The sequence below is a fragment of the Paenibacillus sp. PastM-3 genome, from assembly GCF_029893965.1.
Lineage (GTDB): Bacteria > Bacillota > Bacilli > Paenibacillales > Paenibacillaceae > Paenibacillus_AQ.
Genome location: NZ_JARXXP010000001.1, coordinates 183820 through 208174 on the forward strand (window position 1 = coordinate 183820; position 24355 = coordinate 208174).

The following is a 24355-nucleotide window of genomic DNA, read 5'->3' on the forward strand; positions in this document are numbered from 1 at the left end:
ATATCCGCATGTGCATATGTGCTTCAGACCTGATATTGCTCCAGATTCCTGCACAGAATCCGGTAGCCGTAAGGGTCCAGAGAGATATGCATCATTCCGTCTTCAGGTGCCACTCTGTCTCCGGTCAGCGCATCCTGCCAGTCGTCGGTCTCCATCGGATGGCTGAGTGTGCGGGGAACGGGGGAGTTATTCATCCACACTGTAAAATGGATCTTCTCGTCAGCCCGTTCGTACACAATGCAGGGATCGTTCTCACAGGCCTGCAGGATGCGAAAACGGCCTTCCCGCAGTGCTTTGTGCTGCTTGCGCAGTGCAATCATCATCCGGTAGAAATCATACAGCTCCCGGTCCTGCTTGGCCTTGTCCCATTCCATACATTTGCGGCAGTCGGGATCTTCATGACCGGTTAAGCCGATCTCATCGCCGTAGTAAATGCATGGCGTCCCCATAAAAGTAAAAAGAAACACAACTGCAAGCTTCAGCCGCCGTTTATCCTCACCAACCACAGTTAGCAGGCGGGGAGTGTCATGGCTGCCGAGCAGATTGAACACGACCTCGTTAGTCTGCTGAGGATAACGCATCAGCAGGCCGCCGATCCGGTGCCCGAAGGTGATGCCGTCCATACCGCCGTTGAAAAATTCCAGCACAGTCCCGGAGAACGGATAATTCATGACAGAATCGAACTGGTCACCGAGCAGCCACGTCAGGGAATCGCTCCATACCTCTCCTACGATATAAGCATCCGGGTTGGCTGCCTTAACAACCTTGCGGAAATCACGCCAGAAATGATGATCCACCTCATTAGCCACATCCAGCCGCCAGCCGTCGACCTTGATCTCCTTGATCCAGTATTCCGCGACCTCCAGCAGGTAGTTTTTGACCTCGCGGTTAGCTGTATTGAATTTGGGCATATTGCCAAAAAAGCCGAAAGTGTCATAGGTAGGAATACCGTCGACAATCTCAGCGGGAAAGGAATTCATATGGAACCAGTCTTTGTACACGGAATATTCACCCTTTTCCAGCACGTCCTGAAACGGCGGGAACTGGTCACTGCAATGGTTGAATACGGCATCAAGCATCACACGGATGCCGCGGCTGTGGCATTCTTCGACGACACGCTTCAGCAGCTCATTATCCCCGAAATGCGGGTCGACCCTTTTATAATCCACAATGTCATATTTATGATTGGAAGGGGAGACAAAGAGCGGCGTAAAATACACAGCGTTGATCCCCAGCTCCTGCAGATCATCCAGATGCTCCAGAACACCCTGCAGATCCCCGCCAAAAAAATTGCCAAACTCCGGCTTTCCACCCCATGCTTCAGTACCTTCAGGGTCGTTGTCCGGATTACCGTTGGCGAAACGCTCGGTCATAATCTGGTAGAAGACCGCATCCTTGGCCCATTTGGGAACCTGAAACAGGTCAATCTGATGGATATAAGGAAATTCATAAAAATGGCTGGGCGGCTGAGGACATTCCGGACGGATGCTGTTATCCAGCAGATAAACATTTTCCGAACCTTTGCTGACGCGGAAGGTGTAGCTGAGCCGTTTGTATTTTGGCCGGACGGCACATTCCCAGTAATCGAATTTGTCATCTGAGGCTGCTTTTTCCATCATAATTTCATATGAGGTATGGTCCCAGTCATATTTGTCACCGGTGAGGGCTGTAATACAGTCCACATCGTCCCGTTTGGTGCGCACACGCAGATGTATAGTTTTTGTATCGTAAGCATAGGCCCACTTGTCACGGGGCACATGGTACATAGCTTCCAGCAGCATGATCGCACCTCCTCAAAGTTTTGTGAGCATAACCTGCCTGAGACACTACGTGCAAAACTTGCTTCGAAAGCATACGCTTAGTTTTGTGAGCATAACCTGCCTGAGACACTACGTGCAAAACTTGCTTCGAAAGCGTTAGGTAAATATTACCACCCCAGATGCGGCTCTGAATCAGTCTGGTTATTTTGTGAACGGCTGGAGATAGTAGTAGTATACCCCTCTTTTCCTGGAATGTGCAAAAGCGCCGGGACTGTCAACAAACTGATAGCGTTTTCCTGTCAAAATACCTTTTGATGATAAAAAATGTCTTTGCATATTCATACGCAGTGATTTATAATAAATCGGTCATGACAACCTAGATAACTTAACGAGAGAATAGGGGAGATATAAAGATGAAAAAATGGGGTAAACTTTCACTAGGAATGCTGCTTGCAGTTGGTCTTTTGGCAGGCTGCGGCAATAACAACGATAATGCTGCTTCAACAGATAACGCAACAGGCAACACCGGAGCTGCTGCTACCAAGACGCTGACACTGGGAACAAGTGCAGACTTCCCGCCATACGAATTCCACAAAGTCATCGACGGTAAAGATACCATCGTAGGCTTTGATATTGATATTGCCAAGGATATTGCAGCTGACATGGGCGCTGAGCTTGTGATCAAGGATCTGCCGTTCGATTCCCTGCTTAATGAGCTGTCCAGCGGCAGAATCGATCTGGTTATTTCCGGCCTCAGCCCGACTGAGGAACGCAAAAAAGCTGTTGATTTGTCTGATATCTACTACAAAGCAGAGCAGGCTGTAGTTGTACGTGAAGCGGATAAGGATAAATTCGCTACCATGGATGCCTTGAAGGGAGCCAAGATCGGTGTTCAGACCGGCTCCATCCAGGAAGAAATCGCTAAGGGCATTGAAGGCGCACAGCTGACCTCCCTGGGCAAAATTTCTGAAATCGTCCTGCAGCTGAACTCCAACCGTGTTGATGCTTCTATTATGGAAGGACCGGTGGCCAAGTCTTTTGTCAAAAATGTAGAAGGGCTGGTTATTACCGATGCTAAGCCTGAGGTTGAAGATGACGGTTATGTAATCGGCGTGAAGAAGGGCAATACAGAGTTGCTTGAACAAGTGAATACGACCTTGAACCGCCTCAACTCTGAAGGCAAGATTGAAGAGTACGTAGCGGCAGCAAGTGAGCTTGCTGAGAGCGAATAAGCTTTTGCCAAAAACTAACCTGCAGTGCAGACCATCCTGAGTCTGTGGTATAGATAGTTGCAGGGCAATTAATGCTCTTTAAGTAGAAAATAGCGGTAACACGCTGTTTTCTATTTTTTTGAAAAAGGATAAGAAGAGGAGGTTTTGCCGTCAAATGAATATTTTTGATATGGCCTATGAATACCGCAATTTTTTCATTGCAGGTCTGAAGTATACATTGCTGCTGGCCGTGCTCGGCGTGTTCTTCGGCTTTGTGCTGGGGATTATCGTTTCGCTGCTGCGCATGTCCAAGTGGAGAGTCCTGCGTTTCATCTCAACCGCCTGGGTTGAATTTTTACGCGGTACGCCAATGCTGGTACAGCTGTTCCTGATCCACTACGGCTTAACAGAGCTGGGACTGGAATTTACACCGATTCAGTCGGGGGCGATTACGCTGACCATTAACAGCTCTGCATATCTGGCAGAGATTTTCCGCGCAGGTATTCAGGGGGTTGACCGCGGCCAGGTCGAGGCAGCCCGCTCGCTCGGGATGAAGCAGGGGATGACAATGCGCTATATCGTCCTTCCGCAGGCGCTGAAGAATGTGCTGCCGGCAATCGGGAATGAGTTCATTACGATTATTAAGGAATCTTCAATTGTATCCATGATCGGGGTAGCGGATTTGTTCTTCCAGGCCAAGACGATTACAACGATTACTTACGAGGGACTGACACCTTATGTCATCATTGCGTTAATGTATTTTGTACTGACCTTTACCTTGTCCAAGCTGCTGGGCATACTGGAACGGAGGCTGAATACCGATGATCACCGTTAAGAATCTGCAGAAGCATTTCGGCAAGCTGGAAATCCTGAAGGGTATTGATTTGGAAATCAAAAAGGGTGAGGTTGTCGTCGTGATCGGCCCCAGCGGTTCGGGCAAAAGCACCTTCCTGCGCTGTCTGAACCTGCTGGAAGAGCCCACCGGTGGAGAGATCGCCTTTGAAGGCCAGTCGATCACGGCTAAGAAGCACGACATCAATCAGACCCGTGAGAAAATGGGGATGGTGTTCCAGCAATTCAACCTGTTTCCGCACATGTCGGTGCTGCAGAATATTACGCTTGCCCCGCTGAAGGTGAAGAAGCAGCAGGCTGCGGAAGCGGAGAAGATCGCTGTCGATCTGCTGCGCACCGTAGGGCTTGAAGACAAACGTGATGCTTATCCGGCCCAATTGTCCGGCGGACAGAAGCAGCGCATTGCCATCGCGCGGGCGCTGGCGATGCAGCCGCATGTGATGCTGTTCGATGAGCCTACCTCGGCGCTTGACCCTGAAATGGTCGGAGAGGTGCTTGAGGTTATGAAGAAGCTGGCTGAGCAGGGGATGACAATGGTCATCGTGACGCATGAAATGGGCTTTGCCCGCGAAGTAGGTGACCGCATCCTGTTCATGGACGGCGGATACATCGTTGAGCAGGGGACTCCGGCTGAAGTATTCGGCAATCCGCAACATGCCCGGACCCAGGATTTCTTGAGCAAAGTGCTGTAATTATCCAAGTAACGGCCTCCGGAGATACTCCGGAAGCCGTTTTTATTTAAATGCATATTATTTTGGCGTCAGGGCAATTGGTGATATAGTATAACAAATGGCCAATCAACTTGAAAAGGAGTACATACAGATGAGAGATGAACTTTGCCGGATTGGCATCATTGATATTGGTTCCAACTCCATCCGGCTCGTAATCTACGATACGACCCCGGAAGGCGGCTTCAAAATTATTAAAGAATGCAAATACTCTGCGCGCCTGAGTGAGAAGATTACGAAGGAAGGCAGACTGGAGCGCGAGGATATGGATACGGTGATTCCGGTCCTGCGCCAGTTCAGGGAAATCTGCAGCGCCTTCAGTGTCGAGAAGATCCGTGCCGGAGCAACCGCAGCAATCCGCAATGCAGCCAACTCTGCCGAGATCATAGAATATCTGTCTTCAGCCTCTTCCATTAAGATTGAGATCATTACAGGCTATCAGGAGGCTTATTTCGGATTCTTGGGAGTGATTAATGCCTCTGATGTCCAGGACGGATTCGTGATAGATATAGGCGGTGGCAGCACGGAGGTTACCCTGTTCCGCGGACGCCGCTATCAGCATAGCATCTCGTTCCCGTTTGGTGCGGTCAACACGAATCTGCTGTTCAGCCATAACGGGAACTGGAACGCGGAGCAGGTCAAGAAGCTCCAGGCTTATGTGACCGGCAGGCTGGTCGAGCATGACTGGCTGGGAACCGGCGAAGGGCTGCCGCTTTACGGCCTCGGCGGCACTCTGCGTTCCCTGGGCAAGCTGGACCAGAAGAACCGGGATTATTCACTGCCTAATTCACACGGCTATACCATATCCGGTGAAACGATCAACCGGTTCATGGAAGTCCTGCCGGCCACGCCTTTTGAGAAGCGCAAGGAGCTGGACGGGCTGTCCAAGAGCCGCGCGGACATTATCGTTTCCGGACTGATCATTTTCCATACGGTATATCATTATATCAAGGCAAGCCAGGCTGTAATCAGCGGAGAGGGGCTGCGTGAGGGCATGCTGCATGATCTGCTGCGGCCTGAGCAGCCGGTATGTGACAGTGCACTCGAATTCAGCCTGGACAGGATTATCCGCTTTGACATTCACACCTCCAAGCAGCATCTCGATCATATCAACAAGCTGGCTCAGCGTTTATTCAGCGCCTTTGAGCTGGGCGGGGACAGGGCGGAGCAGGAGATGCTGATCTATGTCTCGGTCATGCTGCACCGCACAGGCTCCAACATTAACTACTACCAGTCCAAGCGGCATACCCGCTACTGGCTGATGAATTCGCCGATCCGCGGGCTGAGCCACCGCCAGCTGATACTTTGCGCCCTGATCGCCTCCTACAGCACAAAAAGCCGGAAGCAGAAACTGTCCCAGGCGCATAAGGACATTTTGCTGGCTTCCGACGAAGATCTGATTCATAAGCTGGGTACGCTCGTTCAGCTGAGCATTGCGCTGGACAGCACCGAGATCGGCATCATCCGCGATCTGAGCGTCCACCTGCACGGCGGAACGCTTGATCTGGAGCTGCATGGCACGTCAACAGTGCTTATCGGCCAGGAGGACATTGAGAACGCCCTGAAGGCGTTCAGGAATGCTTGGGCGGTGAAGATAAAGCTCGGCTACCTTTCCAACGTCTGACATCCATAGCGGCGAACTGGCTCCGGAACGGAGCCTTTTTGTCGTCCGGGCGTTCATAATAACCGTTGGGCTGAAGGAAGCTTGCTTTTACATTGTCATTTAACGACATATCCAGAACCTTGACAATCTGCTTCTTGATGACATTGTCCTTCACCGGGCACATCAATTCAATCCGCCGGGTTAAATTACGCGTCATCCAGTCTGCACTGGACAGGTACACTTCCGGTTTGCCGCCGTTCTCAAAATAGTAAATCCGGGAGTGCTCCAGGAACCGGTCGACGATGCTGCGCACCGTGATCCGCTCGCTGAGCCCTTCAATGCCGGGACGAAGGCAGCATACCCCGCGCACGATCAAGTCAATGGATACACCGCTTTGGGCTGCGCTGTACAGGCTGTCGATGACCTCCTGGTTGGACAGGGAATTCATCTTGGCAATGATCCTTGCCGGCCGGCCGGCCGCCGCATGTTCGGCTTCGCGCAAAATCAGCTTCTGCAGCGATAGGCTCATATTGGTCGGTGCAACGATAAAGGCATTCCAGTTATAGTTCGCCGAATAGCCGGTCATTTGATTGAACAGCTCGGAAGCATCCAGCCCGATTTCATCATTCGCGGTGAACAGGCTAAGATCCGTATAAGCCTTGGCAGTGCTGTCATTGTAGTTACCGGTGCCTACGTGCACATAACGGCGCAGTTCGTTGCCTTCCTGGCGGACGATCAGCGTAACTTTGGCATGCGTTTTGAGGCCGACAAGGCCATACACGACGTGACAGCCGGATTGCTCCAGCTTGCGCGCCCAGGCGATGTTCCGCTCCTCGTCAAACCGGGCTTTCAGCTCAACGACGACCGTAACCTGCTTGCCGGACTCTGCGGCATGGGCGAGTGCAGCAATCATCGGGGAGTTGCCGCTTACGCGGTACAGCGTCATTTTGATGGCCATGACGGATTCATCCTCTGATGCCTGGGTAATAAAATCGACCATGGCGTCAAAAGATTCATATGGATGATATACGAGCACATCGCGTTCTCTGAGTACCTCAAAGAAATCTTCGTTCTCATCGAACTCCACCGGATACTGCGGTTCAATCGGCGCGTCAAACAGGTAGTTGAAGCCCTTCAGACTGCCTGCAAAACCTCGCAGGAATCCCAGATCAAGCGGCCCTTCAATTTCGAATACGAAATCCTCCAGTTCAAATTCAGCCTGCAGCTGCTCAAGTGCATAAGGGTGTATGTCTTTTTGTACTTCCAGCCGGGCAGGCACGCCGCGGCGGCGTTTGCGCAGCTCCTTTTCAATCTCCTCCAGCAGATCCTCCGCACCTTCCTCATCAATAGTCAGGTCTGAATTGCGCGTGAGGCGGAATTCGTTAACAGCGACAGGATCATAGCCGCTGAACAAGGTCTGGATATGATGGCGGATTACGTCTTCTATGAACACGAACTGCCGTTTTTTGCTGTTTGAGCGGTGGGGGAGAGGAATACATCTTGGCAGGTTGGACGGAATTTGCAGAATAGCAAAATAAGGCTCTTCCTCCTGCGTGTTCTTGCGGGTCAGCACGACAGCAAGATAGATAAACTGGCTGTGCACTAGCGGAAACGGTCGGCTCTGGTCAACGGCCATCGGCGTAAGCACCGGGAAGATAATATCCCGGTAATATTCCTCTATGGACTGCTCCTGCGCATGGGTGAGGTCTTCATAATTGACGAATACAATGCCTTCCTTGTGCAGATTCCGGGACAGGTCGCGGAAGGTGCGGTACTGGTCGGCGATTATTTTGGTGACACGTTTGATCAGACGTTTGTATAAGCCTGAAGGCGTATAGCCGGTAAAATCCTTTTTGGTATAGCCTGCTCTGATCTGATCCTGGATTCCCGCAACACGGACACTGATGAATTCATCAAGGTTACTGGACACGATCGCCAGAAATTTTGCCCGTTCCATCAGCGGATTCTCGGGATCCTGCGCCTCCAGCAGTACCCGGCGGTTAAATTCAATCCAGCTGAGATCACGGTTAAGATAAGCGGTAGCAGGGCTGTTGTGGATATTTTTTTTGTCTTCTGTACTCACGTTGATTGACCCTCCAAGTATGCTTCAATGTCTAAATGGTCTCATTTTTTAACCTATTCTATTATTCTACTATTTGCCAAAGCTAGAAATGTTAACTCTGTGTAAAATTTTTGCCGGTGTCTTGCGGGCTTCCGTATTTTTTTGGCGCTGCAAAGGCAATTCTAACAGAATGGTAACATTTTCTTAGGCATTGGTTACAAAATTGTGATATATTCGATACTGTCATTTAACACAATAGGTTCAGAATTATTTCGGTGTGAGAACGGTAAATTCCTGCACACCCCCTTATTGAAGGAGGAACACATGAAGAACAAATCCAAAGCTTTTGCCATTTTTGCTGCCGCTTTCGGGATCAGCACAATGCTGCATACAGCCCCCGTTCAGGCAGACAGCGTACATATTGCAGGCGCAACTACTACTTATTATACTCTATCTAACTATTATGGCATTAACATCAATGAAATTATGAATGCCAATCCGAAAGTAGCTGCGGGTAATATTTATCCCGGCCTTAGCCTCACCATCCCCGGTGTTACTGCACCCAAGGATACGGTCTCGATAAAAACATCCGCCATTTCCGAGGCTTCCATTATCACAGCCAGCCTGAACGTTGAGTCTGCTACAAATACTGTAGAAGCATGGGGCAAGGCATTCAGCTATGAAAAAGTGATCCAGGTCAAAGCTTCCGCCTATTCGTCAGCGGCAAGTGAGAATGGTGTATGGGGCGCTGTCGATTATTTCGGAAATCCGCTGAAGCTCGGAACCATAGCTGTTGATCCAAGCGTCATCCCGCTCGGCACCAGGGTTCTGGTGACCGGCCATTCACACCCGGGACTGCCCAAGATGGCCTTCCTGGCCACGGCAACGGATACAGGCAGTGCTATAAAGGGTAACCGGATCGATATATTTATACCGGGCAGCCAGAGCTCAGTAGCAGAATTCGGATATCAGTATGTAAATCTGTTTATCATTGACTAGAACGGCAGTATATATCCTCTCAGAAGCAAAACGGATACCAACCTGTAATTTAGGAAGGTATCCGTTTTTGTTATTTGTTTTTGGACACCTGGAGCATATGAGGCACGGTAACGAAGGTATAGCCTCTTTTACGCATGATGGTAATTACTTCGGGCAGCGCCTGGATGGTGCCCTGCAGATTGCTGCCTTTTCCGCCGCCGCCGTGCTGCAGAATGATAGCCCCTTTACCTGCGTGCGCCACAATATTGTTTCTGACCTGTGACTTGCTCAGGCCCCGCCAGTCCAGAGAATCCACATTCCAGTTCACCAGCTTGTATCCGCGTGCCTTGGCCCACTTGAGCTGCGGTTCACTGATATCCCCGTAGGGGGGACGGATCAGCCGAGGCTTGTAACCGGCAAGTGCCGAGATAATATTTTCAGTCCGGATGATCTGGGTACGGAACTCATTCATGCCCAGCTTGCCAAATTCCGGATGGTTGTAGGAGTGGTTACCGATAACATGGCCTTCTCGGATAATCCGGCTAACAAGCTCCGGATGCTTTTCAGCTCGGCTGCCTACGACGAAGAACGTAGCCTTGACCTGGTATTTGTTGAGGACATCCAGCAGCTGCGGAGTGAACCTCGGGTCAGGCACATCATCAAAGGTCAGCGCGATCATCCGGGTTCTTGGGCCCTGTGTTAGGAACGTCTCCGGGTATTTGCGGATCAGCTGGCTGAGGGTCAGGCTCTTGCTGCGCTTATTGCGCCGTGCTGCGGCTTGGAGCGCAGAGCCGGCGGGGATGGACTGCTCCGGTTGTTCTTTAATATCCTGCTGTTGTTCGCGGCCGGGGGCCTGTGCGAATAAACCTCCGGAAGCTGCGACAGGCGGGGGAGAGCTTTGAGCAACAGCCGCGATCAGCAGACAGAGCAGTATATATAATTTCCTGTACTTTAACAGATGCTCCATGCCGCTTTGCCTCCTTATATACAGCCTTCAGCCAATGACTGTTTCTCTTGTTATCCCCCGCCTGTAGCATATTTATGCCGGACTCTTGTCCGGCGGACAAAATTACAACACCGCCAAAAATCCGTGTATACTAAACGTATTCGGGAGACTTACCCGGCCAACAAACATAGCTCAGAGAAAGAAGGGGACGGAAATGTCTGAATTGTTTACGCCATATGAAATTAAAGCGCTGGTTTTGAAAAACCGGGTTGTCATGCCGCCAATGTGCCAATATGCAGTTGTACAGGAAGACGGCGTACCGGGTGACTGGCATTTCGTGCATTATGTCAGCCGTGCTGTCGGCGGTACCGGCTTCATTATTGTAGAGATGAGCGGCGTACATCCGGATGGGCGGATTACCAATAAAGATACGGGAATCTGGGACGACGGGCAGATCCAGGCGTACCGCAGAATAACAGATGCTGTACATGCCTATGGAGCCAAGATTGCGATTCAGCTGGGTCACGCGGGACGCAAAGCGCTTGATGCCAATCCGCCTGTCGCCCCTTCTGCCATTCCCTTTGATGAACGCTCCAAAACGCCTCAGGCACTGAGTGCAGAAGGCATCACTGAGATGATTAATGCATACCGTGAGGGTGCAAGAAGGGCGGTGGAGGCCGGTTTTGATACGGTGGAGCTGCATGGTGCTCACGGTTATCTGATTCACCAGTTCCACTCTCCGCTGACGAATATCAGAGATGATGAATACGGGGCGGATCCGATCCTGTTCGGTGAACAGGTGGTGCAGGCTGTTAAGGAAGTCCTTCCGCCGGAGATGCCCCTGATCATGCGGGTGTCGGCCAAGGAATATGTGGCAGGGGGTTACGATGAATCCTATGCGCTGGAGTTTTGCCGCCGTTACAAGGCTGCCGGAGTGGACATGTTCCATGTTTCCTCGGGCGGTGAGGGGCCGATTGGCTCGAGCGGGGGCCCTAACGCCGGACCCGGTTATCAGGTTGACCTGGCAGAGCATATCCGCAGCGGGCTTCAGATCCCGGTAATCGCAGTCGGCCGGCTGGATGATTACAAGGAAGCACAGGCTGTTATTGAGGAGAAAAAGGCAGAGCTGGTAGCCGTCGGCAGAGGAATGCTCAGTGATCCTTATTGGACGCTTCATGCGGAAGAAGCGCTCGGCGGAGTAGACAAAGCAAATGTACCTGTTCCGTATGAACGCGGGATATGGAAAAGAAAATAGATCGTTAATATTGTGAAGTATGTCACAGATTTTAAGCTCCTTCTAAGGCATGGTTAATAAGATAAAATTTGAAGGAGCTTGATAACGTGGCGACGGTAATAAGTAACGAGCGGCTGTCTAATGGAGTGTACCACCTTCGGGTGGAGGGAGATTACGGCGGTAAAATGGGTCAATTCTACATGTTGCGGGCATGGGGAGCCTATCCGCTGCTGTCTAGGCCCCTTAGCATACATCAAGTGAACGATGATGGTGTGGAATTTCTGTATCACGTTGTAGGTGAGGGGACCGAAATTTTTGCGGAGCTGCATCCGGGGGATCCGATTCAGCTGGAAGGACCCTTCGGCAACGGATTCCCTGAAGTGGAGGGGAAGATTGCCCTGATCGGCGGGGGAATCGGAATTGCACCGCTGTATTATTGCGCCCGGCAGCTTCCGGCCAGTGATGTGTATCTGGGCTTCAGCAGAGAGGCCTTCCGGACAGAAGCCTTCCGGCCGCTCGCGGCAGAGCTTACTGTTGATGTCGGCGGACTGATTCTGGACAGCGTGGACTTTGACAGCTATGACCATATTTTTGTCTGCGGACCGCAGCCGATGCTGAAGGCGGCACAAAGGAAGGGAGCCGCTGCAGGTGCGGCCGGCAGACGCCCGAATGTTTATCTGTCGCTAGAGAACCGGATGGCCTGCGGTATCGGGGCTTGCCTTGTCTGCAGTGTATCCTGTCTGGACGGCCAGCGCAAAGCCTGCGCAGACGGCCCTGTATTCCTTGCCGAGGAGGTTGTTTTCCATGATTAATACGATGGTTAATACTACAGCGACAATCGCTGGCGTTCATTTCAAGAACCCGGTCGTAATGGCTTCGGGTACGTTCGGCTTCGGCAAGGAATATGGCAGGCTGTATGATGTTTCCATGCTGGGCGGCATTTCCGGCAAAGGCCTTACTCTGCAGGCCAAGGCAGGAAATCCGGGAATCCGCGTCTACGAGACTCCTTCCGGGCTGCTGAACAGCGTTGGACTGGAGAATCCGGGTGTGGAGGCATTTCTGAGTAAGGAGCTGCCTTACTGGGAGACCCTGGATACGGCACGGATCGTGAACCTGGGCGGCAATACCCTGCCGGATTATGTGCTGGGTGCTGAGCTGATCCAGCGTGATGCCGATGAGCGGGCGCAGGCGGGCAAGCAGGCCGTTGATATGATTGAACTCAATATCTCCTGTCCTAACGTCAAAGAAGGCGGTATTGCCTTCGGGGTCAAGACACCTGCCGCGAGGGAGGTTGTGCGGGCTGTGAGGGCCGCCACCCGTCTGCCGCTGGCCGTGAAGCTGTCCCCGAATGCCGAGGATATTGCGGAAATGGCGGAGATGTGTGAGGCCGAAGGAGCCGATGCCGTATCGCTGATTAACACGATCTCTGGTATGAAGATCGATGTCCGCCGCCGCCGCAGCGTCTTCAATAACCTGTATGCCGGCTTGTCCGGACCGGCTATCAAGCCTGTGGCACTGCGCATGGTGCATCAGGTAGCACACAGGGTCTCTATTCCTGTAATCGGAATGGGCGGAATCACCTCCGCCACGGATATCATTGAATTTATTATGGCCGGTGCAACGGTTGTCCAGGTAGGAACCTACAATTTCATGAACATGCGGGCGGGCAGTACGCTGGTTGAGGAGCTGCATCAGTTCATGCTGGAGGAGAGTATCACATCACTTGATGAGATACGCGGAATTGTCTAGAATTCTTGCCTGCCTGAGATACTGGTATGTACCGGGGTTAATATAAGGTAGGGAGGGATCGGTTTGTCTTTGGAAGATGCGGGATTTGAGGATATTGAGCTGTCAGCTACGGATGTCGGGAATGATCTGCTGCTGCTCATTACCGGCGGTGTCCGTCATATCGGTGCTTCTAGCACTGCCTATCTTGACGGCGGAGCTGTCCGTGCATCAACAACGGCGGTTCCCCACCATAAGGAGCATACGATCAGCGAGAATATCGCGCTCAGAGCTGCCGCTGCACTAAACCGGACGGTCACAGTGGTAATGGGTATCCATTATGACAATCTGAGTAAAGAGGGCATAATGCAGGTTGTCAGAATTGTTAATAATAAAGTGGATCAATATTTAGCAGAGCAAAAATGAAACGAGATTGGCATTTCCTACGTAAAAGATACCAAATGAGCAGTTAACTTTTATTTTGGAGGAATGAACCATGTCTATATTTAAAAGATTGCGTGATTTGACCATGTCCAACGTAAATGCGATTATTGACAAGGCTGAAGACCCGATTAAGATGACCGACCAATATATCCGTGACATGACCGAAGATCTGGAGGATGCCGAGAAGGCCGTGGCCGCCCAGATTGCCATCGAGAAGAAATTCAAGCAGCTGTATGAAGAGCAGGAGGCGCTTGTAGCCAAGCGTAACCAGCAGGCCCACACTGCCGCTCAGGCCGGTAACGTTGATCTGGCCCGCAGAGCGCTGGAAGAGAAGAAATCTGCTGAAGCCAAGCTGGTTGAATACAAAGCAAGCTTTGACCAGAATAAGGCATCTGCTGACAATCTGCGTGCCAAGCTGGATGAAATGCGCAAGCAGCTTACCCAGATGAAGAACAAGCGCGAGACGCTGGTTGCCCGTTACAACGCGGCTAAGGCACAGACTGAGATCAACAAAGCAATGAGCGGATTCAGCTCCGACTCGGCGTCAGCCGGTCTGAAGCGCATGGAAGAAAAGATGCTCGCCGCAGAAGCACAGGCTGAAGCCAGCAACGAAATGAACTCCGGCAACAAATCGCTGGATGATGAATTCGAGAAGCTCGGCAAGGATCAGGCTGTTGAAGATGAGTTGGCAGCACTGATGAAGCAGTACGACAAGCAGTAATATAGCAGAGTTCACCGGTTTCTTGGCCGGTGCCTACAGGCGGAGGAGAGACAGAAGCGTTTCTCCTTCGCCTTATCTATGCTTGCTGTACCGGTCAGGTAAAATGAACAAGCGGGGGCTAAAGGAATGGATTTCCATACTCTGGTGTCCATGGTTGTGTGGACGGTGAGCGGCGCAGTGCTGCTGTTTGCGCTAATGTTCGTGGATTCGCTGTTTACCCGTTATAACGATCTGGAGGAGTTAAAGGCAGGTAACATGGCGGTGACAGCCCGCTTTCTGCTCAAGCTGCTGGCACAGGGCTATATCCTGTCCTGTTCCATTGCATCATCCAGCAGTCTGGGAGACGCACTTGTTGTATCCATCGTCTCCTTCTGGCTGCTGTTTATAGTGGAGAAGTCTGTGGAGCTGCTGCTTGGCAGATGGGGCAAAATCGATCTGGATCATGGAACCCGGCTTGGCAAAATCGGTTACGGTCTGCTGGCGGGCTCCCTGCATCTGAACGGAGCTCTGATTATCGCCGCATTTATCCGGGGATAAAACGGACGGGTCAACGATGGAAGATACTAATATCTTTTTCAAAAGGAATGATGGATAGTGAGCATCTGGAAAAGAATCGGCAATATCTTCTCCAAGCCTCCGGCACCGCAAGCGCCCAAAAGTATGCTGAATCTCGCGCCCGGGGATATCTGCGAGGTTTCATTGGTTACCTATGAGGTAACCGGTCGGACGATGACCAGCGGACGGAATGCAGTCGTTCTGACGCTGCGTGACGGCAGCCGGATTGCTTATCTGCATGTGGAGGAGAGGGAACAGCTGCAATATGCGCTATATGAGCCTATAGATGGACGTCTGGACAATCCGGCTGAGGTGCCGGCAACACTGGAGCTGGATGATTATACCTTTTACCTTGAGGAAGAATACGAAGGCTATGCTGCAGTTACTGGCCAGACTCCTTATATGAACGGGGGAACCCAGCATGTCTGGCAGTACCAGTCTGATAATTACCGGCTGCTGCGGGTGGAGTGGCAGAACGGACGGTTTATGCTGTATGAAGGGGAAAAGATCATTCCGGGCGATGTCCGGGTCATCCGGGCATCTTAAGAATCACTCACTTACTTTGAATTTAAAGAATAGGATGCCTGTGCGGCTCAGCGCGGGCGTCCTTTTTTGTGTTTCATGAGCTTTATGACAGCAAATTTAACTTTACAGCGTCCCATGTTACTATAGTGTAAGTAAATCATCATGGTCAACGGAGGTATACATGGACAGACATCGCGATATGGCGGATCAGAAATTCCAGCGCAAAGCGCTGCAGGTACAGGAAGCCCAAGCACGGGTTATGCAATATGCCAAGCTGCTTGGTACAGAGGAGGTGCCGCTAAGCCAATGCTGCGGACGTGTTCTGGCGGAGCCGCTCCGTGCACCGCATCCGTTTCCGGCGTTTAACCGTTCAGGGATGGACGGATATGCACTAAGAGCAGCTGATACTATGTCCTGTAACGCCGATGAGCCGGTATGGCTGGAGGTTATAGACAATATACCGTGCGGAGCAGTAGCATCTGCAGAGATAACAAAAGGAACGGCAGCGCGGATCATGACCGGGGCACAGGTACCCGAAGGTGCAGATACGGTAGTCATGATTGAAATCACGGAATCCAGAGAGTCTGATGGTAAAACCTATGTGGGCCTCCGTAAGCCGCAGCAGCCGGGCAGCAACATTACACCTGCTGGCTTTGAATTACAGGAAGGTGAGCTTATGCTGCCGGCCGGAAGAACCATTGCTGCAGGCGATATTGCTGTGCTCGCCGCATTCGGCTTCCCGGTGGTAAAGGTGCAGCGGCGGCCGAAGGTAGCCATTTTTGCCACCGGGACAGAGCTGCTGGAGGTCGATGAACCGCTGCAGCCGGGCAAAATCCGCAACAGTAATTCCCCGATGCTTGAAGCATTAGTAAGAGAAGCCGGAGGAGAGCCGGTTATGCTGGGCGCGATTGCTGATGATCTGGAGCTGGCCCGCAGCAGGGTGCAGATGGCGCTGGAAACCCATGATCTGGTAATTACAACCGGAGGAGTCTCTGTCGGCGATTACGATATTATGGGGGATCTGGTCCGGGAAAAAAGCAGTGAAATGCTGTTCAATAAAGTCACGATGCGCCCGGGAAGCGTCACTACGGCTGCTGTACGCGGTGGCAAGCTGCTGCTTGCATTGTCGGGTAATCCCGGAGCAAGCTTTGTAGGCTTCCACCTGTTTGCCCGGCCGGTTATTTCGCTGATGCTGGGAACGAATCAGCCTTTGCTGCCGGAATGGAGCGCTGTTATGGGGGCCGACTATAGCAGAGTAAACAACTATACCCGGTTTGTACGCGCCAGGCTGGCAATCCGGGACGGGATGATTCATGCCTATCCCGCGGTAATTGATGAATCCTCCGTCATGGTAACCATTAAGGACAGTGACTGTCTGATTGTTGTTCCGCCGGAAGCACGCGGATTAAAAAGCGGGGACAAGGTGAAGGTGCTGAAGCTTCCGGGCGAACTGCGCGGGCAGGAATGAGAGGGGGGAGGTTGATGCGGCACTTGAATAACAGCACCGCGGGAGGAAGGCTGCGCCCGCAGAAGAGCTCTAGTCGTCGCGTCCCCGGAGTGCAGAGAAGGAGAGTAAGCCCGCCTGCTGCTCCAGGAAGAGACAACGACCAGGCCGTATGCATTAAACCGGCTGTCTGCCAGATCATCGGCTATAAAAACAGCGGCAAAACATCACTGGTCTGTGCGCTTATCCCTTTACTGAAGCAGGGAGGTACGCGCGTAGCGGTTATTAAGCATGACGGGCATGAATACGACATGGATCATCCCGGGACGGATACGTGGAAACAGCGTCAGGCCGGCGCCATGGCGGTTGCCATTACAAGTACGGCACGAACGTCTGTAATTGAAGAACGTGGCAGCAGCTTATTCGAGCTGATTAAGGGTTTTTCCGGTTACGATTATGTTCTCGTGGAAGGATTCAAGCAGGAAGCTTACCCGAAAATCGTGCTGATCAGAAGGCCGGAGGATCTTGAATTACTGCAAAATACCGCGAATATTGCGGCAATTGCCGCATGGGAACGAATGATCCCATATATCCATTCGGCAGTGCCGCAGCCGCAGGCACAGGTTTTTGAAATCAACGATAGCGCAGGCATGGCCAACCTGTTACACCAACAACGATCTAATTTTCAAAATTTCAACATATGAAAAATTCACAATAGAATGCTATTAAATCACAGACATGCTAATCATCGGCTTTTTTTATACAGGGATAAAGGAAGGGCGGCGCCACACCCTAAGGGGAGAAACGGCGCCGCCCGCACTGCGGAAAATGAGGCCTACATAGAAAGGAGAGAGCTACAATTGAAAGTAAGCAAACATAATGCAGAGCACTATATTTGGGGAGATGGCTGTGACGGTTGGCATTTAGTCCAGGATGAAAAGCTAAGTATCATCCATGAGCGGATGCCGGCGGATACAGCGGAAGTAAGGCATTATCATGAGAAGTCCCGGCAATTTTTCTTTGTGCTGTCCGGTACGGCTACGCTGGAAGTTGATGGCGTTGAATATACCCTTAATTCACAGGAGGGAAAGGAGGTCCAGCCCTTTGTTCCGCATCAAATGCTAAATAAATCTGGTAGAGACGTTGAGTTCCTGGTTACTTCTCAGCCGCCCAGTAAAGGCGACCGTATATTAGTAGAGCAGGTTGATTAATTAAGTGATTACAGCACCCAGAGGTTAGTGCAGCTTACTGCCGGACCAGTGATCAGGTCTCGTTAACGTTGCGGGGAGCTTTGTGGCCGCATCTCCCCTGGCGGCATTCACCTGAAATTGGGTCAGGAACAGACTCGTGGAAAGATCGGCTCCGCAGATATTCGTGTCCCGGAAATCGGCCCCGATCAGGTCGGCTGCGCGCAGATCAGCTCCGCTGAGGTCGGCAGCGATCAGGTAGGCGCCGCGCAGGCTGACACAGCGCAGATCGGCCTTTTTCATCCGGGCACCGATCAGATCGGCACCGCGCCCGTAGTTTTTCTGCCGCGGCGGCGCCGGCTTCAGGCTGCTGCGCACGGCCTGCCTGGTTAGCTCGCTTGCCTGCAGCAGCAGCACATTTATTTCATAGCGCAGGCCCGGTATATCGAGCTTTAGCACAGCCTCCGGCTCCTGCAGCGTAAGCTGCTCTGTTGTACCCCTTGCTGCTGATAGAGCAGCATGGACAGGCGCCGCTGCAGGCCAGCTGAGCGCCTCGGTCATATACCACAGCAATTCATGCAGCTGGCGCATTACAGGGAAGACCTCGAACATCTGGCTGGCAGTGGATGGGGCTTTATGCCAGTCAGCTCCGCTGTATGTAACCTGCGATACCTTTTGTCCTGCGCCAAAGCAGTCGTAGACTGTACAGCCGCGCATGCCGGAATCTCTCAGCCGGCTATGAATGCCGCAGCGAAAATCCTCCTTCAGGTTGTGACAGGGCTGACCGGCTGCTTTATCCATCGCAAAGTCGGAAGACAGGGTAAAAGGCAGTGCCGCACAGCAGAGACCGAAGCATTGCCCGCAGTTTGCACGCAGGCGCAGCAGCTCATTTTCAGCAGAAAAGCTTATATAATCTTGTTTATCAGACAACTAGAATTACCTCCAGCATTAAGAATAAAAAGTACAGAGTGCTTACAAGTAACCTTACCTCAGCTATCCTGACGGCGCTCGATCGCTTCAGACATCGTTTTGTCTGTCAGGTGGGCGTAGACCTCAGTGGTTTCTGTTGAGGCATGTCCAAGCTGCTCTTTTGTCTTGTAGATATCATTCTGCAGATAATAGTCTGTAGCGAAGGAATGGCGCAGCTTGTGGACAGTCAGATAAGGCTTCCCGAAACGTTTGGCGTATTTAATGATCATCTCCTGAATAGCCCGTTTGGTCATACGCTTGCCTTCCTGGGCGCCGTTGGGAAGGGCGATAAAGAGGGCTTTTTCACGTTTGGGTGTTTTATAACGGGTCTGACGGAGGCTCAGATATTGCGCCAGGTCATCTTTGGCCTGCTCCCGGAAGTAGACGGGCGTCTTGAAGGTCTCATCGTTGTTGCCTTTACGGTACACGTAAAGCAGCTTGTTGTTGATATCCAGATCGTCGATGTTCAGATTGACCACCTCGGATACCCGCAGGCCGGAGTTCAGGATAAGACTGGCTATGCAGGCATCACGTTCGCGGTTCTGCTGGAACGAATAGTAAGCCTGTTTGTTGGATTCTACATCCCGTCCATAGCCTTCATAAATGTAGCCTACGAACTCCTGCAGCTCCTCTTCTTCGAGAATTTTACCTTTTAGCTTGGCGGCCGTATCTTTAGGCTTGTGGATGCGTTTAATTTCAACCTTGGCCATAATATTACGCTTCAGCAGCGGATAAAAGTTCTCATCTTCGGCTATCTGGCTCAAATAATGGAACAGGGAGCGCAGGGCAGACAGCTTGCGGGATACCGTAACCCGGGAGTTGGCGCTTTCGGCGCGGGTTGTCAGATACAGGCGGTAACCAACGATACTGTCCATGTGCAGAGTCTCAAGCTCCAGCAGAGTTATGTTTGCATTGCTGTCCGCAGCGGACAATCCTTCAGCCCGGAGCCAGCCGAAAAAGGATTCATAATCCCGGATATACTCCAGCAGGGTGGAGGGGGAAAGATCAGGGCGTTTATAGTCAATGAACTGCTGGACAAACCATGGCATGTGGACTACCCGCTGATCCAGATGCTTGCGGTCGCTGTTTTTTTGTATGCTCATGACGTTCACCTTCTTCTGAGTTAGCATGATTAGGAAAAATGGGTTGTATGTATACCGGCGTTTGTCTATTTTATCATAAAGTTATATGATGTGTAGTAAAACGTGAAGCACAGAGGTGAGCCTAATGGAACTTGGAATCGAGCTGGTTCCCAAGGAGCAGAAGCAGATTATCAGCAGGCTGATGCAGTTTTATCTTTATGATTTTACCCGCTATCTGGATATTCAGGTGGACCGTGAGGGCAATTTTCCGGCCTATCCCGGCCTTGAGGCTTACTGGAGCAGCGGTAACAATAAATTTGCTTATCTTTTTACTGCAGACGGGAACATCGCCGGCTTTGCGCTGGTGGACCGTCTGCTGCGGGACCCGGAAGGGCAGTTTTATATGACTGAATTTTTCGTAATGCAGAAGTATCGCCGCAGCGGAGTAGGCACATGGGCAGCACACAGGCTGTTTGATATGTTCCCGGGGGACTGGAAGGTCTCGCAGATCCGCGCGAATACACCGGCCCGCAATTTCTGGCACAGGGTAATCGGGGCGTACACGAACAATGAGTTCAAGGAACGCTTCAATTCGCGGCAGGGCAATCCAAGCCAATACTTCAGTACCGTTAATGCGGCCAGGGTCAAAAAATAACAAACATGGCGTGAGGTTAAATATGAAAGAATTAACAACGGTTCCGGGTCCGCTTAAAATGGCGGTTACACTGGCCACTGCGCTGGCCGGCGGAGGTCTGTTTATGCTGCTGGGCCTGCCGGTTCCATGGCTGCTCGGACCGATGATCGCAACACTGATCGGTGCAAACCTGAAGAAGCAGTACTACACCTGGCCCGGCCCGCTCCGAAACAGCGGGATGATCATTGTCGGCTATACCATCGGACTTTCGTTGACTGCACCTGCACTGAAGGAAATGGCAGGGCAGCTGCCGTCGATGCTGCTGCTGACAGGGCTGCTGCTGCTTTTTTGTGCAGGAATTGCGGTCATTGTATCCAAAATATCAGGGATGAATTATAAAACGGTTCTGCTCGGCAGCATTCCCGGCGGCCTGACGCAAATGATTGTGCTGGCAGAGGAATCAGAGGATGTTAATCTCACTGTTGTGACCGTTATCCAGGTTGTCCGCCTGATGATGATCATTATTTGCGTGCCATTGCTGATTTACAGCCCGCTTTTTGGCCACAGCTCAGGAGCAGAGGCGGCTATGCCTCTGGTATCGGTAGTCTCACCCTCTTTGGGGCAATTACCCCTTAATTTCTTCATATACGCCTTTGCCTGCACGTTTTGTGCCATTGCCGGACAGAAGGTGAGATTTCCGACAGCCTATCTGCTGGGCCCGGCGCTTGTAACCTCGGTGCTTCAGCTAAGCGGACTTACCGGCCCCGTACTGCCAGACCTGCTGCTGAATGCAGCCCAGCTGATGATAGGTGTGTTCGTAGGGCTGCTGCTCGATCCGCGCAGACTGAACAATAAGCTGGTAACCTTACTGCTGGCCGTTCTAAGCAGTGTGGTGCTGATAAGCGGTGCTTACCTAATGAGCCTGCTGTTTGCTTATTTTGATGAGGTATCCGTTTCTACTGCGCTGTTAAGCCTGGCGCCGGGCGGGATGGATCAGATGAGCCTGATTGCCCATGAAGTGGGGGCCGATCTGCCGACTGTGGCGGGTTATCAGCTGTTCCGGACGTTTTTTATCTTTTTTGCCGTTCCGCCGCTGTTCAAGCTGATTTTCCGGGGGAAGAAGAGGCAGGCTTCAGCAACAGGTTAACATAGCTATAGTTATGTTAACCTTATTTGTGTAAATGGAGCTAATTGGAAATGGGAGCTAAGGAACGAACAACTTTACCCTAAATAGTTAACATAAAATTTAATATGTTAACTAGATTTATTTGATGAATAAATAACCATAATATACCATACTGGAACGTAACCTCCTCAAACGAATATTCTCATTATTTACCTTATTACAACATATGAAAAATTCACATTAGTAACCCCCAAATAAACCATTCGCACTGCCACAAACTACTCCCAAGATACACTTCTCCTCTCCCTATCCACAAAAACAAGTAAAAGGAAGGGGCCAACCCCTCCCGGAAATATCACGAAAAGACCAGATAATTAAATCTGGTTTATCCCGATAAAATCTGCCTGCGGCTAGTGGACCAAGTTTGTTAATCGTTTTTTCAGATCAATTGCAGTGTTAATAGCAGACAGGGCGTGATTCAGCGAGAGCACGGATTCTTTTCCGTCCCTGAAGCATTGCAGAGCATGCCGCAGGCTGTGCTCATAAGGGTTGACCTTGTCCAGCAGGATCTCCTGCCGGCCGGCATGGCCGTATACGTAAAGAGCTGTATCTATGCCTCCCTGCATATCATCTTTTTCATAAAATTCAAGCTTGGCATGCTCAAAATAAGCCTCATACCCTACAGTAAACGGATAGGCTGAAGGCATTAAAGAGACTGCAGTAACCTGCGCATTAATCTGCGGTGTATTGAAGGTGGCCTGTACAAGTGCCTGGCCTGCTTTTGCGTCCTGTGTACCCCAGACACTCGTCACAGCTGCGCCATTCAGCAGCCAATTTATAAAATCCAGCTCATGAATCATCAGGTTGGTCGTAATGTTTTCCAGCCCCAAATTGCCCCACAAAGGCGGGGTTTCCCGGATCAGGCTCACTTTTAACAGACGGCCGTATTTCTTTTGCTGAACGGCTTCATACAGATATTGATAGGCCGGTTCGAATTTAATGAACTGGTTGACCAGCACTCTTTTTCTATAATGGGTTTCAGCGCGCTTCATCGCTAAAGCATCCTCGGCCGTCAGGCAGACTGGCGTTTCACAGAAGACATGCTTCCCGGCTTCAAGCGCCATCACAGTAAACTGTTTATGTAAGGCTGAGGGCAGACATATGTCAATGATATCAAGACCGGGATCATTAATGACTTCTTCAATCGAGGTGCTGGTTTCCACGCCTAACTCTTCCTGCAATTTCTTTAGCTTCTCTTCATTTCGTCCAAAGACGACTATGCGTCCGGCAACTCCGGATTGATGGAACAGGCTGGCATGGTAAGCGCCAAACCCGGTCCCGAGTATCCCAATATTCATAAATAACAGCTCCTTTTGTATGATACAATCATAATAAATAACTATTGTTGACAGCAGAGTGGCAAGAATGTATATGAACAATTTACAGACTCCTGGGAAGTGCAAGTTCCGTAAAAAAAGTGATCCCGCAAACTCAGCTATACAGTGTATAAAGGTCACGGGGTCTGATACATTGAATATAAAAGCTCTTATTGACAGAAGAACGGCAAGAACTAAGGTTGAGAGGCTGATGGCAGTGCGTGTACACCGGTTAATTGCAATTATGCTGCTGATTGAATCCCGGGGAAGAATCAAGGCGAATGAGCTGGCAGCTGCTCTGGAAACCTCCGTCCGGTCCATATACAGGGATATCGATGTTCTGGCAGAGGCTGGTGTTCCTATCGTGACTACAACCGGTCCGAACGGGGGGATTTCCCTCATGGAGGGCTATACAGTCAATCTGCGCCAGCTGAACGGGGACGAGCTGATCCATCTTTATTTTACCGGTCTGGGGTTTCATCAGGGCATGCAGAAGGAATCCACACTGAAGCTCAAGAACGCATTATTGAAGCTGGAAAAGACAATGCCGCCGGCTTACCGGGAGGATATTACCAAGGCCAAAAATGTCTTTTACTTCGATGAAACGCCGTGGTGGAACGAGCGTCCTGCAGTTCCTTTTCTGGAGAGGCTCCGTGCTGCTCTGTGGCACTCTCATAAGCTCAATGTGGAATACCGTAAGGTTAACGGGGAACGTTCCAACCGTACGCTGCGGCCTTACGGGCTTGTGGTAAAGCAGGGGGAATGGTATCTGGTCGGTTACTGTGAAGCGGCTCAAGGACTGCGTACATTTAAATGTGAACGGATTACAGCGGCAGAACAACTGGAAGAAGGGTATACGATTCCTGCAGATTTTTCGCTGGAGCGACACTGGAGAGGTACGGAGAAGAATTTTAGACAAAACCGCAGAGCAGAGGAGTATTATCCTGTAACTCTCCGGTCGGACAAACCTCATCCTGAGCTCGTTAACCGGCTGGAGGTATTGAATAACGTGGCAGATTATAAGACCTTTATTCTGACCGTTAACATGTACAGCTATGAACAGGCTTGCGACAAGGTGATGCAGCTGCCTGGTGACATAGAGGTTCTGGAGCCCTTAATACTGAGGGAATACATAATGGAGAAAATTAAGCTGTTACGGAAAATGTACTTTTAGGAATGGAAATTACCGGATA

Annotated in this window: 24 protein-coding genes; 18 read left to right on the top strand and 6 right to left on the bottom strand. The window is 51.1% G+C overall.

The genetic code is table 11. From position 1 onward, the window contains the following. Positions 1-23 precede the first annotated feature (23 nt). A complete protein-coding gene (locus M2108_RS00835) occupies positions 24-1781 on the bottom strand; it encodes an alpha-glycosidase (RefSeq protein WP_277469148.1) in 1758 nt (585 codons plus the stop codon). A 392-nt stretch (positions 1782-2173) separates the two neighbouring features. On the opposite strand from M2108_RS00835, the gene M2108_RS00840 reads away from it, so the two are divergent. From M2108_RS00840 to M2108_RS00855, 4 genes are all read left to right on the top strand, one after another. After that, on the top strand, positions 2174-2992 hold the full coding sequence (locus M2108_RS00840; protein WP_277469149.1) for a transporter substrate-binding domain-containing protein: 819 nt from the start codon (positions 2174-2176) through the stop codon (positions 2990-2992). 154 nt (positions 2993-3146) lie between these two features. After that, positions 3147-3806 (top strand): amino acid ABC transporter permease, encoded by a 660-nt coding sequence (locus tag M2108_RS00845; RefSeq protein ID WP_277469150.1) that lies wholly within the window; start codon positions 3147-3149, stop codon positions 3804-3806. Then, entirely contained in the window at positions 3793-4515 is a 723-nt protein-coding gene (locus M2108_RS00850) for an amino acid ABC transporter ATP-binding protein (protein ID WP_277469151.1), read from the top strand. The genes M2108_RS00845 and M2108_RS00850 overlap by 14 nt, the downstream gene beginning before the upstream one ends. A 130-nt stretch (positions 4516-4645) precedes the next feature. Further along, on the top strand, positions 4646-6175 hold the full coding sequence (locus M2108_RS00855) for a Ppx/GppA phosphatase family protein (protein WP_277469152.1): 1530 nt from the start codon (positions 4646-4648) through the stop codon (positions 6173-6175). On the opposite strand, the gene ppk1 is transcribed toward M2108_RS00855, so the two are convergent. Beyond that, a complete protein-coding gene (gene ppk1 / locus M2108_RS00860; RefSeq protein ID WP_277469153.1) occupies positions 6123-8237 on the bottom strand; it encodes a polyphosphate kinase 1 in 2115 nt (704 codons plus the stop codon). The genes M2108_RS00855 and ppk1 overlap by 53 nt on opposite strands. A 303-nt stretch (positions 8238-8540) precedes the next feature. Between ppk1 and M2108_RS00865 the strand changes: the two genes are divergently transcribed. After that, positions 8541-9215, top strand: coding sequence for a 3D domain-containing protein (locus tag M2108_RS00865; protein ID WP_277469154.1), 675 nt, complete (start codon positions 8541-8543; stop codon positions 9213-9215). A gap of 70 nt (positions 9216-9285) precedes the next feature. On the opposite strand, the gene M2108_RS00870 is transcribed toward M2108_RS00865, so the two are convergent. Next, positions 9286-10161 carry a polysaccharide deacetylase family protein gene (locus M2108_RS00870; protein WP_277469155.1) on the bottom strand — a complete coding sequence of 292 codons (876 nt, stop codon included), beginning with the start codon at positions 10159-10161 and terminating at the stop codon, positions 9286-9288. A 193-nt stretch (positions 10162-10354) separates the two neighbouring features. On the opposite strand from M2108_RS00870, the gene M2108_RS00875 reads away from it, so the two are divergent. From M2108_RS00875 to M2108_RS00920, 10 genes are all read left to right on the top strand, one after another. Next, a complete protein-coding gene (locus M2108_RS00875; protein WP_277469156.1) occupies positions 10355-11395 on the top strand; it encodes an NADH:flavin oxidoreductase/NADH oxidase in 1041 nt (346 codons plus the stop codon). Positions 11396-11481: 86 nt separating this feature from the next. Continuing rightward, the gene (locus tag M2108_RS00880; RefSeq protein WP_277469157.1) at positions 11482-12186 is read left to right on the top strand and encodes a dihydroorotate dehydrogenase electron transfer subunit; all 705 of its coding nucleotides are present in this window, start codon (positions 11482-11484) and stop codon (positions 12184-12186) included. Between the two features lie 4 nt (positions 12187-12190). After that, on the top strand, positions 12191-13123 hold the full coding sequence (locus M2108_RS00885) for a dihydroorotate dehydrogenase (protein ID WP_277469265.1): 933 nt from the start codon (positions 12191-12193) through the stop codon (positions 13121-13123). A gap of 63 nt (positions 13124-13186) precedes the next feature. After that, the gene (gene lpdD, locus M2108_RS00890; protein ID WP_277469158.1) at positions 13187-13525 is read left to right on the top strand and encodes a prenylated flavin chaperone LpdD; all 339 of its coding nucleotides are present in this window, start codon (positions 13187-13189) and stop codon (positions 13523-13525) included. 70 nt (positions 13526-13595) lie between these two features. After that, on the top strand, positions 13596-14264 hold the full coding sequence (locus M2108_RS00895; RefSeq protein ID WP_277469159.1) for a PspA/IM30 family protein: 669 nt from the start codon (positions 13596-13598) through the stop codon (positions 14262-14264). A gap of 126 nt (positions 14265-14390) precedes the next feature. Further along, complete coding sequence (locus tag M2108_RS00900; RefSeq protein WP_068725298.1) at positions 14391-14801, top strand: DUF350 domain-containing protein; 411 nt, start codon at positions 14391-14393, stop codon at positions 14799-14801. Positions 14802-14858: 57 nt separating this feature from the next. After that, complete coding sequence (locus M2108_RS00905; RefSeq protein WP_090712033.1) at positions 14859-15365, top strand: DUF4178 domain-containing protein; 507 nt, start codon at positions 14859-14861, stop codon at positions 15363-15365. A 160-nt stretch (positions 15366-15525) separates the two neighbouring features. After that, complete coding sequence (locus M2108_RS00910; protein WP_277469160.1) at positions 15526-16812, top strand: molybdopterin molybdotransferase MoeA; 1287 nt, start codon at positions 15526-15528, stop codon at positions 16810-16812. A 23-nt stretch (positions 16813-16835) separates the two neighbouring features. Further along, positions 16836-17492 carry a molybdopterin-guanine dinucleotide biosynthesis protein B gene (gene mobB, locus M2108_RS00915; protein ID WP_280776829.1) on the top strand — a complete coding sequence of 219 codons (657 nt, stop codon included), beginning with the start codon at positions 16836-16838 and terminating at the stop codon, positions 17490-17492. A gap of 156 nt (positions 17493-17648) precedes the next feature. Further along, on the top strand, positions 17649-17999 hold the full coding sequence (locus tag M2108_RS00920; protein WP_277469162.1) for a cupin domain-containing protein: 351 nt from the start codon (positions 17649-17651) through the stop codon (positions 17997-17999). A 24-nt stretch (positions 18000-18023) separates the two neighbouring features. Here the strand turns inward: M2108_RS00920 and M2108_RS00925 are convergent, their stop codons facing one another. Then, positions 18024-18905 (bottom strand): pentapeptide repeat-containing protein, encoded by an 882-nt coding sequence (locus tag M2108_RS00925; protein WP_277469163.1) that lies wholly within the window; start codon positions 18903-18905, stop codon positions 18024-18026. A gap of 59 nt (positions 18906-18964) precedes the next feature. Continuing rightward, positions 18965-20047, bottom strand: a complete 1083-nt coding sequence (gene xerS, locus M2108_RS00930; protein ID WP_277469164.1) for a tyrosine recombinase XerS — start codon at positions 20045-20047, stop codon at positions 18965-18967. Positions 20048-20171: 124 nt separating this feature from the next. Here xerS and M2108_RS00935 point away from each other — a divergent pair, with 124 nt between their 5' ends. After that, the gene (locus M2108_RS00935) at positions 20172-20681 is read left to right on the top strand and encodes a GNAT family N-acetyltransferase (RefSeq protein WP_068725105.1); all 510 of its coding nucleotides are present in this window, start codon (positions 20172-20174) and stop codon (positions 20679-20681) included. Between the two features lie 22 nt (positions 20682-20703). Beyond that, a complete protein-coding gene (locus tag M2108_RS00940; RefSeq protein WP_277469165.1) occupies positions 20704-21807 on the top strand; it encodes an AbrB family transcriptional regulator in 1104 nt (367 codons plus the stop codon). 389 nt (positions 21808-22196) lie between these two features. Here the strand turns inward: M2108_RS00940 and M2108_RS00945 are convergent, their stop codons facing one another. Next, a complete protein-coding gene (locus M2108_RS00945) occupies positions 22197-23144 on the bottom strand; it encodes a Gfo/Idh/MocA family protein (protein WP_277469166.1) in 948 nt (315 codons plus the stop codon). A 229-nt stretch (positions 23145-23373) separates the two neighbouring features. On the opposite strand from M2108_RS00945, the gene M2108_RS00950 reads away from it, so the two are divergent. Continuing rightward, a complete protein-coding gene (locus M2108_RS00950; protein ID WP_346780552.1) occupies positions 23374-24336 on the top strand; it encodes a helix-turn-helix transcriptional regulator in 963 nt (320 codons plus the stop codon). Positions 24337-24355 lie beyond the last annotated feature (19 nt).